At 59.3% G+C, this 14,048-nt stretch carries 14 protein-coding genes; 9 read left to right on the top strand and 5 right to left on the bottom strand.

What is annotated here, in order from left to right; translation table 11 throughout:
- Positions 1-320 precede the first annotated feature (320 nt).
- Positions 321-1,643 (bottom strand): MFS transporter, encoded by a 1,323-nt coding sequence (locus CFBP5499_RS14115; protein WP_080826888.1) that lies wholly within the window; start codon positions 1,641-1,643, stop codon positions 321-323.
- Positions 1,644-1,948: 305 nt separating this feature from the next.
- On the opposite strand from CFBP5499_RS14115, the gene cyoA reads away from it, so the two are divergent.
- From cyoA to CFBP5499_RS14070, 9 genes are all read left to right on the top strand, one after another.
- Complete coding sequence (cyoA, locus tag CFBP5499_RS14110) at positions 1,949-3,022, top strand: ubiquinol oxidase subunit II (protein ID WP_080826889.1); 1,074 nt, start codon at positions 1,949-1,951, stop codon at positions 3,020-3,022.
- A gap of 76 nt (positions 3,023-3,098) precedes the next feature.
- Positions 3,099-5,102: a cytochrome o ubiquinol oxidase subunit I gene (gene cyoB / locus CFBP5499_RS14105; protein ID WP_080826890.1), complete on the top strand. Its 2,004-nt coding sequence runs from the start codon at positions 3,099-3,101 to the stop codon at positions 5,100-5,102.
- A gap of 6 nt (positions 5,103-5,108) precedes the next feature.
- Complete coding sequence (cyoC, locus tag CFBP5499_RS14100; RefSeq protein WP_080826891.1) at positions 5,109-5,735, top strand: cytochrome o ubiquinol oxidase subunit III; 627 nt, start codon at positions 5,109-5,111, stop codon at positions 5,733-5,735.
- Complete coding sequence (gene cyoD, locus CFBP5499_RS14095) at positions 5,735-6,130, top strand: cytochrome o ubiquinol oxidase subunit IV (protein WP_004439196.1); 396 nt, start codon at positions 5,735-5,737, stop codon at positions 6,128-6,130. Before cyoC ends, cyoD begins: the two co-directional genes overlap by 1 nt.
- A gap of 179 nt (positions 6,131-6,309) precedes the next feature.
- Positions 6,310-7,071 carry an SURF1 family protein gene (locus CFBP5499_RS14090; RefSeq protein ID WP_175416790.1) on the top strand — a complete coding sequence of 254 codons (762 nt, stop codon included), beginning with the start codon at positions 6,310-6,312 and terminating at the stop codon, positions 7,069-7,071.
- A 114-nt stretch (positions 7,072-7,185) separates the two neighbouring features.
- Positions 7,186-8,406: a phosphopentomutase gene (locus CFBP5499_RS14085; RefSeq protein WP_080826893.1), complete on the top strand. Its 1,221-nt coding sequence runs from the start codon at positions 7,186-7,188 to the stop codon at positions 8,404-8,406.
- Positions 8,403-9,380, top strand: a complete 978-nt coding sequence (locus CFBP5499_RS14080) for an adenosine deaminase (protein WP_080826894.1) — start codon at positions 8,403-8,405, stop codon at positions 9,378-9,380. The genes CFBP5499_RS14085 and CFBP5499_RS14080 overlap by 4 nt, the downstream gene beginning before the upstream one ends.
- 95 nt (positions 9,381-9,475) lie before the next feature.
- Positions 9,476-10,105 carry a uracil phosphoribosyltransferase gene (gene upp / locus CFBP5499_RS14075; RefSeq protein WP_004439188.1) on the top strand — a complete coding sequence of 210 codons (630 nt, stop codon included), beginning with the start codon at positions 9,476-9,478 and terminating at the stop codon, positions 10,103-10,105.
- Positions 10,106-10,238: 133 nt separating this feature from the next.
- A complete protein-coding gene (locus CFBP5499_RS14070; RefSeq protein ID WP_080826895.1) occupies positions 10,239-10,760 on the top strand; it encodes a TIGR02281 family clan AA aspartic protease in 522 nt (173 codons plus the stop codon).
- Here the strand turns inward: CFBP5499_RS14070 and deoA are convergent.
- From deoA to CFBP5499_RS14050, 4 genes are read right to left on the bottom strand one after another with little or no spacing between them, the layout of a single operon-like run.
- Positions 10,753-12,069, bottom strand: a complete 1,317-nt coding sequence (gene deoA, locus CFBP5499_RS14065; protein WP_080826896.1) for a thymidine phosphorylase — start codon at positions 12,067-12,069, stop codon at positions 10,753-10,755. The genes CFBP5499_RS14070 and deoA overlap by 8 nt on opposite strands.
- A complete protein-coding gene (gene deoC, locus CFBP5499_RS14060) occupies positions 12,066-12,839 on the bottom strand; it encodes a deoxyribose-phosphate aldolase (RefSeq protein ID WP_080826897.1) in 774 nt (257 codons plus the stop codon). The genes deoA and deoC overlap by 4 nt, the downstream gene beginning before the upstream one ends.
- 2 nt (positions 12,840-12,841) lie before the next feature.
- Entirely contained in the window at positions 12,842-13,642 is an 801-nt protein-coding gene (locus CFBP5499_RS14055) for a purine-nucleoside phosphorylase (RefSeq protein ID WP_080826898.1), read from the bottom strand.
- The gene (locus CFBP5499_RS14050) at positions 13,642-14,046 is read right to left on the bottom strand and encodes a cytidine deaminase (protein WP_080826899.1); all 405 of its coding nucleotides are present in this window, start codon (positions 14,044-14,046) and stop codon (positions 13,642-13,644) included. Before CFBP5499_RS14050 ends, CFBP5499_RS14055 begins: the two co-directional genes overlap by 1 nt.
- Positions 14,047-14,048 lie beyond the last annotated feature (2 nt).

Below are 14,048 nucleotides of genomic sequence, written 5' to 3'. Positions count from 1 at the left end.
CAGGCGACCTGGCTGCTCCTCTTTATTTCTGCTTATCGGCGTTTAATGGCGCGAACGGTCGTTTTGCGGCCGTCAAACGGCGTGGCGGCAATGGCCGCTTTCTCGCAAATAATGATCGTCGTCGTTCGCATCGCGTTCCCTGGTGACCGGCATTTCCGGCAATGAGACACACTGAATTACGTCAGCATTGCTTACATAATATTTCATGATGCGACGAGTCAAGATTAAAAGCTCGGTCGCGCAATAAAAAAACAAAAACGCCGCGAAATCCGACAGGATTCCGCGGCGCGATGGCTGCAGGGATTGTTAAATTGCCTGGATCACTCCGAAGGCATTTCCAGCGTTCGGCTGAACCAGAGGGCAACCAGCGTACAAACCGCACCCGACATCAGGTAAATTCCGACCGCGAACAGTCCGAATTTGGACGAAAATCCGAGTGCGACGAGGGGCGCGAAACCGGCGCCGATCAACCAGGAAATATCCGAGGTTAGCGACGCGCCGGTATAACGATATTCACGGCTGAAACGGGAGGCGAGCGCACCGCCCGCCTGGCCGAAGGAGAGACCCAACAATGAAAAGCCAATCAGGACGAAGAGATAACGGCCGATATCGCCGGAATTTAGCAGCACGGGTGCCACGAGGCTGAAGAGACCAATGAGAGCTGCGGCGATGGCCAGAAGCTTCCGACGACCGATCCTGTCGGCCAGAATGCCGGATACCACGATCATGCCGCCGCAGATGATGGCGCTGACGAATTGCACGAACAGAAAGTCCGAAACACGCTGGCTGGTATTGAGGGAGACCCAGCTCAGCGGGAAAACCGTGACGAGGTGAAAGAGCGCAAAACTTGCCAGCGGAACGAAAGCGCCGGTGACGACAACCGGAAACTGCGAGCGCAACATCCTGAACATCGGGCGCGGCTCCAGCTCATGCTGTTCCAGCATGGCCTGGAATTCCGGCGTTACGATCATGCGCAGACGGGCAAAAAGTGCGAGAACATTGAGCGCCAGCGCGACAAAGAACGGGAAACGCCAGCCCCAGGCCAGGAACTCGGCATTGGAAAGCTGCGTGACGAACACGATGAAGAAAGCGCTTGCGAGACCGAATCCCATGGCCGCACCGATCTGCGGCATCATGGCGTACCAGCCGCGCTGCTTCTGCGGTGCATTCATGGCGAGCAGCGAGACGAGACCATCCCAGGCGCCGCCAAGACCGAGGCCCTGGCCGATACGGAACGCGGCCAGAAGACAGGGCGCAAGCATGCCGGCTTCCTCGTAAGACGGGAGGAAGCTGATCGCCATAGTGGAACCACAGAGCGTGAAGAGCGCCGCCATCAGCTTGACGGCCCGGCCGAATTTCCGGTCGATCTGGAGGAAGATCAGCGAGCCGATCGGCCTTGCGATAAAGGCAAGCGAGAATACCGCGAAGGAATAAAGCGTGGCGGTCAGCGGATCGACAAAGGAAAAGAAGACGTGTGGGAAAACGAGCGCAGAGGCGATGGCATAGATGAAAAAGTCAAAGAATTCAGTCATCCTCGCAAGAATGACCGCAATCGTGATGCGATCCGGATCGACGCTCGCGGGACCAGCCCCATTTGCCTCCGGTGCCTGCCCAAAGGATGGAGCAGCATTGGTATAACTCATAATATCCCTCCTGCGTCATGGACGAACCATTGCCTGTAACGCGCGGGCTCCTCTTCCGTTGCGTTACGATGCGACGGATTGTCACACGCACCCTACGTAACGTCAATTGAAGTTTGACAATAAAGGGTTGCCCAGCCGGCCGACCATGCGATAATGCAGCCGCTCGCCTCTAAACGCAGTACTGCCCGGAATATGGTGCATCGCGAAGGCTTCGCTGCACCGCGACAATATACCTCATTTCAAAAATGACCTTCGGCAATTATTCGCGGCCTAATCCAAACTCTACGAGTTCAAAGAACGTGCGCATGATCAAAAAACTCCCATCCGCCCTTCTGGCAATCCCGGCCCTGCTGTTGCTCAGCGGCTGCAATCTGGTCGTCATGAACCCTTCGGGCGACGTGGCCATCCAGCAGCGCGATCTTATCATCACGTCCACGGTCCTGATGCTGCTGATCATCGTCCCGGTCATCGTCCTGACGCTGTTTTTCGCGTGGAAGTACCGCGAGTCGGCCAAGGCCGAAGATTACGATCCAGAGTGGCATCACTCAACACGCCTTGAAATGGTGATCTGGTCGGCTCCCGTCGCCATCATCCTGATGCTCGGCACGGTGACATGGATCTCCACCCACCGTCTCGACCCCTACCGCCCGCTGGAACGGATCGACGAGAACCGTCAGGTTACCGCCGATATCAAGCCAATCACGGTGGAAGTGGTGGCCATGGACTGGAAGTGGCTGTTCTTCTATCCCGAACTCGGCATCGGTAGCGTCAACGAATTCGCCGCGCCGGTCGATGTTCCGATCAATTTCAAGATCACCGGCACGACCGCGATGAACTCCTTCTTCGTTCCTGCACTTGCCGGCCAGATCTACGCCATGGGCGGCATGCAGACCAAGCTGCACGCGGTCATCAACAAGGAAGGTGTCTATGACGGCATCTCGGCCAACTTCTCCGGCCCCGGTTTCTCGCACATGCGCTTCAAGTTCCATGGCCTCAGCCAGCAGGGCTTCGAGCAATGGGTGGCCAAGGTGAAAGAAGGCGGCAAGGGCTTCGGCCGGCAGGAATATCTGGAATTCGCCAAGCCTTCCGAGCGTGAGCCGGTGCAATATTTCGCTTCGGTCGATCCGGAGTTGTACAGCGCCATCCTCAACCGCTGCGTGGAGCCCAACAAGCTCTGCATGCGCGACATGATGCATATCGACGCCAATGGCGGCGGCGGCAAGGAAGGCATCGACATCGCCAAGGCGCTGAACTCCGTCGTCTGTACCCCGCTTTCGCCTTACGGCGTCGCCAGCGGACCCCAATCCACTCCGGCTGCGATCAAAGGTCAGACTTTTGAACCCGCAGCGCTGCCGGAAACGAAACAAGTCGCTGGCTGACGGTGACGTCCCGGCATTCTGCGGCGCGGCCAATGGCTGCGCCGATCTTACGTCTTAGAATCGCAAGAGGCTGAAAATGATCGTCAATTCCGATCAAACGTCGTTCCTGTTCGGGAAGCTGACATGGGAGTCCATCCCGCTTCACGAGCCCATTCTTGTCGCCACCTTCGCGGCCGTGGCTCTGGGCGGCATCGCCGTCGTCGGCGCCCTTACCTATTTCCGCCTTTGGGGATATCTCTGGAAGGAATGGCTCACGAGTATCGATCACAAGAAGATCGGTATCATGTACATCATCCTGGCGCTGGTCATGCTGCTGCGCGGCTTCGCCGACGCCATCATGATGCGCGTCCAGCAGGCGATCGCGTCGGGCGGATCGGAAGGTTATCTTCCGCCGCATCACTACGACCAGATTTTTACGGCCCATGGCGTCATCATGATCTTCTTCATGGCCATGCCGATGATCACCGGCCTCATGAACTTCGTCGTGCCGCTGCAGATCGGCGCCCGCGACGTTTCTTTCCCCTTCCTCAACAACTTCTCCTTCTGGATGACCACGGCCGGCGCCGTCATCACCATGATCTCGCTGTTCATCGGTGAATATGCGCAGACCGGCTGGCTCGCCTATCCGCCGCTGTCCGGCATCGATGGCAGCCCGGGGGTCGGGGTGGATTATTACATCTGGGGTCTGCAGATCGCCGGTGTGGGAACGACGCTATCGGGCATCAACCTGATCGTGACCATCATCAAGATGCGCGCCCCTGGCATGACCATGATGCGCATGCCGATCTTCGTCTGGACGTCGCTGTGTTCGAACATCCTGATCGTCGCATCCTTCCCGATCCTGACTGCGACGCTCGCACTTCTGACCCTTGACCGCTACGCTGGTACGAATTTCTTCACCAACGACCTCGGCGGCAATCCAATGATGTATGTCAACCTCATCTGGATCTGGGGCCACCCTGAAGTTTATATTCTGGTGCTGCCGGCTTTCGGTATCTTCTCCGAAATCGTCGCCACCTTCTCGGGCAAGCGTCTCTTCGGTTACGCGTCGATGGTTTACGCCACCGCCGTCATCACCATCCTCTCCTACCTCGTCTGGCTGCACCACTTCTTCACCATGGGTTCGGGCGCCAACGTCAATGCCTTCTTCGGCATCACTACGATGATCATCTCGATCCCGACGGGTGCGAAGATCTTCAACTGGCTCTTCACCATGTACAAGGGCCGCATCAAGTTCGACGTTCCGATGCTTTGGACGATCGGTTTCATGATCACCTTCGTCATCGGCGGCATGACCGGCGTTCTTCTCGCCGTTCCGCCGGCGGACTTCGTACTCCACAACTCGCTGTTCCTCATCGCCCACTTCCACAACGTCATCATCGGCGGCGTGGTGTTCGGTGTACTTGCGGGTATCGTCTACTGGTTCCCGAAGGCGTTCGGTTACCGCCTGGATCCGTTCTGGGGCAAGCTGTCCTTCTGGTTCTGGTTCATCGGCTTCTATTTCGCCTTCATGCCGCTTTACGTGCTCGGCCTGATGGGGATTACCCGTCGCGTCAGCCAGTTCGAGGACAATTCGCTGCAGATCTGGTTCGTGATCGCCGCCTTCGGCGCCTTCCTGATCGCGCTCGGCATCGCCGCCTTCATCATCCAGCTCATCGTCAGCTACCTGAAGCGCGACCAGCTGCGCGACGTGACCGGCGATCCCTTTAACGGCCGCACGCTGGAATGGTCGACCTCGTCGCCGCCGCCGCAGTACAACTTCGCCTTCACGCCGGTCATTCATGACGTGGATGCCTGGCATGACATGAAGAAGCGTGGTTACAGCCGTCCGCTGGAAGGCTTCATTCCGATCCACATGCCGAAGAATACCGGTGCAGGCGTCATCATCAGCGCCATCAGCGTGGTGCTCGGCTTCGCCCTGGTGTGGCACATCTGGTGGCTCGCCGCGCTGTCCTTCATCGGCGTCATCGCGGTCTCCATCGCCCACACCTTCAACTACAATCGCGATTACTACATTCCCGCGTCCGACGTTTCGACCGTCGAGGCGGAGCGTACGAAGCTGCTCGCGAAACAGGCGTAACGGAACATGGCTCATACACCTGCACAAAGCGTCGACGGCGCAGAACCACCGGTCTTTTACCTGAAGGAAGACCACCACCCGGAAAACGGCACTTCGATCGGCTTCTGGCTCTATCTGATGAGCGACTGCCTGATCTTTGCCGTGCTCTTCGCCACCTATGCCGTTCTCGGCCGCAGCTATGCGGCCGGGCCTTCCGGCGCGGATCTGTTCGATCTCAAGCTCGTGGCCATCAACACCGGCTTCCTGCTTTTTTCCTCCATCACCTATGGCTTCGCCATGCTGGAAATGGAAAAGCAGAAGGTGAAGTCGACGCTGGTCTGGCTCGGCGTCACCGGCCTTTTCGGCCTCGCCTTCCTTGCCGTCGAACTTTACGAGTTCCACCACCTGATCGAAGAGGGCGCCGGCCCGCAACGTTCGGCCTTCCTGTCGTCCTTCTTCGCTCTGGTCGGCACGCACGGTCTGCACGTCACCTTCGGCACCATCTGGCTCGTCACGCTGATGGTTCAGGTGGCAAAACATGGCCTGATCGCCGCCAACAAGCGTCGTCTGATGTGCCTTTCGATGTTCTGGCACTTCCTTGACGTCATTTGGATCGGCGTCTTCTCCTTCGTTTACCTCATGGGAGTTCTTTGATGAGTTCCGAAGCACACGCACATCACGACGCGCATGGCGACGACCATCATCACCATGATGGCGCCAGCCACGGCACGTTCAAGAGCTACATGATCGGCTTCATCCTGTCGGTCATTCTGACGGCGATCCCCTTCTGGCTGGTCATGGGTGACGTTCTTGAAAACAAGACCCTGCTCGTCATCGCAATCATGGGCCTCGGCGTCATCCAGATTTTCGTGCACATGATCTACTTCCTGCACATGGACACCAAGTCCGAAGGCGGCTGGACCTTCATGGCGCTGATCTTCACCGTCGTGGTGCTCTTGATCACGCTCTCCGGCTCGCTCTGGGTCATGTATAACATGAACAAGAATATGATGCCGCTGCACATCGAGGATGTGAAGAACCTGCCCTGAGCAGCCATAAATCAGCGGCCTGCCGGGCTTTCGGCGGGCCGCCTTCCGCGCCAACACATAACCCCATGAATCCTGGCGCGATTTATGGGGTTATTTGCTGGAGAAAGCGCATGCGGGTGCAACGAGGTCCGCCGGAGCAGATGATCCTGCTGCCAGAGGCGCTTTGCAAGGACCATGAGATGAGCGAAATCGCACCCCAAAACCGGCGCATCCGCCCTGCGGCTATCGTCGTCCTGTTTTTAACCATTGTCCTGACGGGCTGCCTGCTAGCGCTTGGAACATGGCAGGTTCAGCGCCTTTTCTGGAAACTCGACCTGATCGAGCGTGTCGAGGCCCGCGCCCATGCCGAGCCTGTCGATGCCCCTGCCGCCAGCGAATGGCCGGCCCTCGGCAATCCCCCGGACTACGAATATCGTCGTGTAAAACTGGCCGGCACCCTGCTCAACGACAGGGAAGTTCAGGTCTACACTGTCACCGATCTCGGGCCCGGTTACTGGGTCATGACCCCGCTGCGGCGCGACGATGGCTCAAACATCATTATCAATCGCGGATTCGTGCCCTCCGACCGCCGCGACCCGTCCTCGCGCCGGGAAGGCGAGCCGAACGGAAAGGTCGAGATCGTAGGGCTGATGCGCGCGCCGGAAACCGGCGGGCTTTTCCTTAGAACCAACGATCCGGCAAGTGGCCGCTGGTATTCCCGTAATATTCCTGAGATCACTCAGGCTTCCGGACTTTCAGACGTCGCGCCCTTTTATGTCGATGCCGATGCAACGCCAAATCCGGGCGGACTGCCGGTGGGCGGCAAAACCATGCTCACCTTCCCCAACAACCACCTCTCCTACGCCGTGACATGGTATATTCTGGCGGTCATGGTGGTTGCGGCCGGCTGGTATGTCCTGCGCAATCTCAATGCGCCGAAATCGGAACGGGATGCAGAGTGAACGGCCGGTTTTACCGGATGGTTCATAAAAGCACTTCCTTCTTCACGTTTTGCTGATCTATAACGACAGTTCGGCCTGACATTGCCCGTCGGCGCAATTTTGTTTCGGTGAGTTATGGCAAGAGCATTTCTTCTCGTTCTGGATTCCTTCGGTGTCGGCGGTGCGCCTGATGCGGAGCGTTATGGCGATCTGGGTGCCAATACGCTCGGTCATATTGCGGAATTCTGCGCGGCAGGTGCGGCGGATAGAGCCGGGCTTCGGGCCGGTCCGCTGAAGCTGCCGAACATGTGTTCGCTCGGCCTCATGGAGATCGCAAGGCAGGCAAGCGGCGACATTCCCGCCGGCATGGAGCCGCCGGAGCGGATTTTCGGTCTGCACGGCTCCGCAAGCGAAATCTCCAAGGGCAAGGACACGCCTTCAGGCCATTGGGAGATCGCCGGCACACCTGTAACTTTCGACTGGGGATATTTCCCGAAGGAGGGCGACGCCTTTTCGTCTGATCTGGTTGAGGCGATCTGCAGGCAAGCCGATATTCCCGGAATCCTCGGCAATTGCCATGCTTCCGGTACGGAGATCATCGCTGCGCTCGGTGACGAACATATCAGGAGCGGCAAGCCGATCTGCTACACCTCTTCCGATTCCGTGTTCCAGATTGCCGCGCATGAAACCCACTTTGGTCTGGATCGGCTTATCGCGCTCTGCGAGACGGTGCGCAAACTGCTCGACCCGCTGAATATAGGCCGCGTCATCGCCCGCCCCTTCATCGGCGAGACAGTCGCGACCTTCGAACGCACCGGCAACCGCCGCGACTTCTCCGTCCTGCCGCCCGAGCCCACCCTGCTCGACCGGCTGGTGGAGGCGGGGCGCAAGGTGCATGCGATCGGCAAGATCGGCGACATCTATGCCCATCAGGGCGTCTCGCGCGTCATCAAGGCAAATGGCAACGCGGCCTTGATGGATGCGACGCTGCAGGCCATCGATGAGGCCGAAAACGGCGATCTCGTCTTCGCCAATTTCGTCGATTTCGACATGCTTTACGGCCATCGCCGCGACGTTGCCGGTTATGCGGCGGCGCTCGAGGCCTTCGATGCGCGTATTCCGGAAATCCACCGCAAGATGGCGCCGGGCGATATAGCGCTTCTCACGGCCGACCATGGTTGCGATCCCACTTGGCGCGGCACGGACCATACCCGCGAAAGGGTGCCGATCATGGCATTCGGCCCCGGCATCCGTTCCCGTGATGTCGGTATTCGTTCAAGTTACGCCGATATCGGCGAAAGCATCGCCCACCATCTTGGAATTGACGCCGGTTCAAACGGCAGGAGCTTCATTTGACATCGCATTTGCTGAAAGCGGAGATTCACTGCCACCTCGAAGGTGCGGCACCGCCTGCCCTCGTTGCCAAACAGGCCAAGAAATACGGCATAGACACCAGCGGCTTCCTGCGCGACGGCCAATATGTCTGGTCGGATTTTGCGCAATTCATCCAGTGTTACGATGCCGTGGCGCAGGTATTCAAGACCGATGAAGACTACGCGATCCTGACGGAAACCTATCTGACCGAACTGGCCGAGGCCAATACGATCTATAGCGAGCTGATTATCTCGCCCGATCATGGCGACCGCATCGGGCTTGGCGCCGACGCCTATCTCGCCGGCATTGCCGAGGGCATTCGTATCGCCAAAGAAAAGACCGGCATCGAAACCCGCATCATCGTCACCGGCGAACGGCATTTCGGCCCCGAGCGGGTGATCGCAGCGGCCGAATATGCGGCCCGCGCCCGGCATCCGCTGGTGACCGGCTTCAACATGGCAGGCGAAGAGCGTATGGGCCGGGTTGCCGATTACGCCCGCGCCTTCGATATCGCCCGTGATGCGGGACTGGGGCTGACGATCCACGCGGGTGAGGTTTGCGGCCCGGAAAGCGTTGCCGACGCCCTCGATCTCGTCAAACCGTCGCGTATCGGCCATGGCGTGCGGGCGATCGAAGATGCCGCTCTCATCTCCCGGCTAGTCGAGACGGGAACGGTTCTCGAAGTCTGCCCCGGCTCGAATATTGCGCTCAGCGTCTATCCCGATTTCGCCAGCCACCCGCTGAGAGCCCTGAGCGATGCCGGGGTGCGCGTCTGCATCAGTTCCGATGACCCGCCATTCTTCTTTACCTCGCTTGCGCGGGAATATGCCCTGGCTGCGGACGCTTTCGGTTTCAGCGATACAGAGATCAACCACATGACCCGCACCGCGCTGGAATGCGCCTTCGTGGACGAGGTAACGCGCGAGCGGCTGCTTGCAAGACTGGGTGATGCCTGAGACGGTTGTTGGCAGGGTAAAACCGCGAAGAAGGCTTGCGAAAAACGTGCTTTCGGTGAATTACAGGGCATAAGATAAAAAGGAAGGCCAGTTTCATGGACGGCGTCACAGTCATCGAACATCCGCTGGTGCGGCACAAACTCACCATCATGCGCAAGAAGGAAACTTCCACGGCCGGCTTCCGCCGCCTGCTCAGGGAAATTTCGACGCTGCTCTGCTATGAAGTGACGCGTGATCTTGAAATGACGATGGAGACCATCGACACGCCGCTCGAGACCATTCAGGCACCGGTTCTGGAAGGCAAAAAGCTGGTTTTTGCCTCCATCCTGCGCGCCGGCAATGGCCTCCTGGAAGGCATGCTCGAACTGGTCCCGTCTGCGCGCGTGGCACATGTCGGCGTCTATCGTGACCACGATACGCTTGAGGCCGTCGAATATTACTTCAAGGCTCCCGAAAGCCTCGATGCCCGCCTGGTCATCGTTGTCGATCCCATGCTGGCGACCGGCAACTCTTCCATTGCCGCCGTGGAAAAGCTCAAAGAGCGCGGCGCGAAGAACATCCGTTTCCTGTGTCTGCTGGCAGCACCCGAAGGCATCAAGAATTTCCGTGAAGCGCATCCCGATGTGCCGATTTACACCGCAGCAATCGACAGGCACCTGAACGAAAAAGGCTATATCGTTCCCGGCCTCGGCGATGCCGGCGACCGCATGTACGGCACCAAATAACACCGTTCATCATTGCTTAACCGTTTGAGCCATTCGCTGCACGCAACGCGGCGGATGGCTTTTTCTTTTAAGATTTCAGCATGTTTTGCGCCTATGCTGCGCAGGGATAACCTTTGCCCCTGAGGAGCATCACTTGCTGGCGCGTGCGATTTTTCTGCTTGTCGGTCTTTCGGTCAGCGCCACGCAGATTCCGGCGTTGATGGAAAAATTTCAGCCGCGTCCGGAAACCGGCGCGGCAAAATCCGGCGCCACCGCCGAAGTTTCCAGACCGCAGCCGGTTTCACTTGGTAGCGTCAGTCTAAAGGCGGATACGCGCGGGCACTTCAATGCCACCTTCCGCATCAACGGCAAATCCTTCGACGGACTTGTCGATACCGGTGCCTCCATGGTGGCGATCAACGAGACGATTGCGCGCCGGCTGGGTTACGGCGTCAATAGCCTCGATTTCAAATACGCAATCTCGACAGCCAATGGGCAGACCCTGGCAGCCCATGTGAAACTCGACCGGGTGGAAATCGGCACGATCCGGGTTCAGAATGTCGATGCCATGGTGCTGAAGGACAATGCGTTGAGCAACATGCTGATAGGCATGAGCTTTTTGAAGCAACTATCGTCCTTCAAAGTATCAGGCGGCGAAATGCGGCTGGTCAGGTGATCCGCTCAAGGATGGGTGTCGCGATTTCCGGGGCGCTGTCCGCAATCCCGTAACAGTCCTCTATTCTCTTGATCGCACGTTCCGCGTCTTCGCTGGAAGCTGCATGAACAACGGCAATCGGCTCGCCCTTCTCCACCCTCGCACCAAGCGGCAGGATATCCGAAAGACCGACTGCCGGATTGATGGTGTCCAAGGGCCTTCTTCTGCCACCGCCGAGTTCGACGACAACCATGCCGAGATCACGCGTTTCGCAGGATGCGAGCCAGCCGCTTCGGACAGCGGGAACCGGGAGGATGACCGGCGCAGAGGCCAGGTAGCGGGATGGCTTCTCGACAAAGTCCGACGGGCCGCCCAGTGCCGAAACCATTCGCGCGAAGACCTCCACGGCACGACCGGAGGAAAGAGCCGCCGACGCCATCGCCTCGCCTTCCTCCAACGTCGCGGCTTTCTGAGCCTGCACCAGCATTTCCGCCGCGAAGGACAGAACCACTTTTTCCAGACGGGTGCCGGCCTTGCGACGCGCCAGAAATTCCAGACAATTGACGATTTCGACGGCATTGCCCGCGGCATCGCCAAGCGGCTGGTTCATGTCGGTTATCAGCGCCGTTGTCGGCAGGCCTGCACCATTCGCCACATCGACCAGCGCGCGGGCGAGAATGCGGGCATCCTCCAGGCTTTGCATGAAGGCACCGTTGCCGACTTTCACGTCGAGAACCAGCGTCTGCAGCCCGGCTGCAAGCTTTTTCGAGAGGATGGAGGCAGTGATCAGCGGAATGGAATCGACGGTCGCGGTCACATCCCTGATAGCGTAGAGGCGTTTGTCGGCGGGTGCGAGATCGCCCGTCTGGCCGATGATGGCGCAGCCGACCGCCTGCACCGTCTGGCGAAACAGGGCCTCATCGGGCATGACATCATAACCGGGGATGGCTTCCAGCTTGTCGAGCGTGCCACCCGTATGGCCAAGACCCCTGCCTGATATCATCGGCACGGCAAGACCGCAGGCGGCAACGAGGGGAGCCAGCATCAGGGAGACGTTGTCACCGACGCCACCGGTGGAGTGCTTGTCCGCCACCGGCCTGCCAATATCGCGCCAGGAGAGGACATCGCCGCTGTCGCGCATCGCAAGCGTCAGCGCCACCATCTCGTCGCGGTTCATGCCACGGAAAAACACCGCCATGGCAAAGGCGGCCGCCTGCCCTTCCGATATGCCGTCTTTAGACAGCGCTTCGATGAAAGCGGCAATCTCCTGCGGTGCCAGCGACAGGCCATCGCGTTTGCGGCGGATGATCTCCTGCGGGATCAAGCTCAATACCCGCTGGCAGCCTTGGCCGGTTCGCCACCGGCCAGCACGTTGAGCACGTCATCGAGAACGCCCGAGGCGCCGAAACGGAAGGTGGACGGCATGGCCCAGTTGGGCGCCATGATGGTTTCCGCCAGCCGCAGGTAAAGTGTCGCGTCCTCAACCGTGCCGATACCGCCGGCGGGCTTGAAGCCCACCTTCTGGCGACTGTCACGGATCGCCTGCAGCATGATGTCGGCCGCTTCCAGCGTGGCATTGATGGCGACCTTGCCGGTCGAGGTCTTGATAAAATCGGCCCCTTCGGCGATGGCGATTTCGGAGGCACGGCGGATAAGCGCCTTGTCCTTCAGCTCACCGGTTTCGAGAATGACTTTGAGCAGCACGGGCGCGACGCAGACCTTGCGCACGGCCGCTACCATGGCGGAAACGGCGGTCTCATCGCCTGCCATGAATTTGCGATAGGGGATGACCAGATCGATTTCGTCGGCACCATCTGCGATCGCGGTTTCCGTTTCCGTAACCACGGTCGCGACATCGAGATCGCCCGAGGGGAAATTGACGACAGTGGCGATGCGGATCGTGTGGTCCTTTCCGAACGCCGCGCGGGCCTGCGCGACGAAACGCGGCCAGATGCAGATGGCGGCGGTGTTGCCAAACTCCGTATGCGCCCGCTGGCACAGGACGGCGATCTGCTGCGGCGTGCAGTCTTCTTTAAGATTGGTCAGGTCCAGCAAGGACAGAGTGAGGGCAGCCGCTTCGCGCGGACGCTGGAGTTCCATGGTCACGCTCCTCCTGAGATCATTTCCTTTAGGATGGCGGCAAGCCTTTTGCCGCCCACGGGAGCCATGTCCTTGGTTTCTTCATGGCTCAGTTCCGCGCCGGTCATGCCGGCACCGTAATTGGTAATAACCGAAGCGGCGGCAACACGCATCCCGAAAAAGCGCGCAAGGATGACTTCCGGCACCGTGGACATGCCGACGGCATCGGCACCCAGCACCCGCGCCATGCGGATTTCCGCCGGCGTTTCGAAGCTCGGCCCCGAAAACCACATATAGACGCCGCCGAACAAAGGCACCGTCGCGCGGATCGCGGCATTGCGCATGGCGAGCATCAGGTCCGGGTCGTAAGCCGTGGTCATGCCGACGAAACGACGGTCGCTTTCCTCGCCGATCAGCGGGTTCATGCCGGAATAATTGATATGATCGGTGATCTGCATGACGGAGCCGGGCGGCATATCCTGCCTGACCGAACCCGCCGAATTGGTGAGGATGAGCGACTGCACGCCGAGGCCGGCGAGCGCCTCGATGACCGCGCGCATGGCGGCCGGATCACCCTTTTCGTAATAATGCACCCGGCCGGAGAGCATCATGACAGGCTCGCCACCCAGATAACCCGCCACCAGCTCGCCCGCATGGCCGGAAACGCCGCTTGCGGGAAAACCGGGAAGATCGGCATAGGGCACACGGATCGGATCGCTCACCTCTTCCACCAGCGATCCGAGGCCGGACCCCAGAACGATGGCAACGCGCGGCATCAAGCCATTCAGGCGCTCAACCAGAATATCGATCAGACCGTCCTTCATCAGGGCAGCTCTGTGTTGAAGCTGAAGGGCAAAAGCTCTTCCATCGTCATCACCTTCTGAACGCCTGTCTCATCACAGAGATAAATCTTCGTCTCCGCCGTTGCAAATTCGGCGATCTTCTGGCGGCAGCCGCCGCAGGGAGGGCAGAGAGCCAGCTTTTCCGCGATGACGGCGATTTCGCTGATCTTCTTTGCCCCGCCCATGATCATGGCGCTGATCGCAGAAGGCTCCGCGCACCAGCCCTGCGGGAAGGATAGGTTCTCGATATTGGCGCCCCTGTAGATCTTGCCGTCTTCGGCGCGGATCGCCGCGCCGACCGGAAATTTCGAATAGGGCGCATGGGCAAAGGCCATGGCCTCCACCGCCGCCTCGAACAGGGCATGGGATTTCGGGTCGGAGGACATGG

Origin of the sequence: Agrobacterium tumefaciens (assembly GCF_005221325.1) — a bacterium.
GTDB lineage: Bacteria > Pseudomonadota > Alphaproteobacteria > Rhizobiales > Rhizobiaceae > Agrobacterium.
The sequence above is the reverse complement of the archived record's forward strand: the minus strand, read 5'-3'. Positions and strand labels throughout refer to the sequence as shown.

Bases quoted from the DNA above. Each gene is read 5' to 3' on its own strand.
- deoC (WP_080826897.1), bottom strand. From the start codon at position 12,839: ATGGAACTCCAGCGTCCGCGCGAAGCGGCTGCCCTCACTCTGTCCTTG.
- cyoC (WP_080826891.1), top strand. From the start codon at position 5,109: ATGGCTCATACACCTGCACAAAGCGTCGACGGCGCAGAACCACCGGTC.
- cyoD (WP_004439196.1), top strand. From the start codon at position 5,735: ATGAGTTCCGAAGCACACGCACATCACGACGCGCATGGCGACGACCAT.
- cyoA (WP_080826889.1), top strand. From the start codon at position 1,949: ATGATCAAAAAACTCCCATCCGCCCTTCTGGCAATCCCGGCCCTGCTG.
- CFBP5499_RS14090 (WP_175416790.1), top strand. From the start codon at position 6,310: ATGAGCGAAATCGCACCCCAAAACCGGCGCATCCGCCCTGCGGCTATC.
- upp (WP_004439188.1), top strand. From the start codon at position 9,476: ATGGACGGCGTCACAGTCATCGAACATCCGCTGGTGCGGCACAAACTC.
- CFBP5499_RS14085 (WP_080826893.1), top strand. From the start codon at position 7,186: ATGGCAAGAGCATTTCTTCTCGTTCTGGATTCCTTCGGTGTCGGCGGT.
- CFBP5499_RS14115 (WP_080826888.1), bottom strand. From the start codon at position 1,643: ATGAGTTATACCAATGCTGCTCCATCCTTTGGGCAGGCACCGGAGGCA.
- CFBP5499_RS14050 (WP_080826899.1), bottom strand. From the start codon at position 14,046: ATGTCCTCCGACCCGAAATCCCATGCCCTGTTCGAGGCGGCGGTGGAG.
- cyoB (WP_080826890.1), top strand. From the start codon at position 3,099: ATGATCGTCAATTCCGATCAAACGTCGTTCCTGTTCGGGAAGCTGACA.
- CFBP5499_RS14055 (WP_080826898.1), bottom strand. From the start codon at position 13,642: ATGAAGGACGGTCTGATCGATATTCTGGTTGAGCGCCTGAATGGCTTG.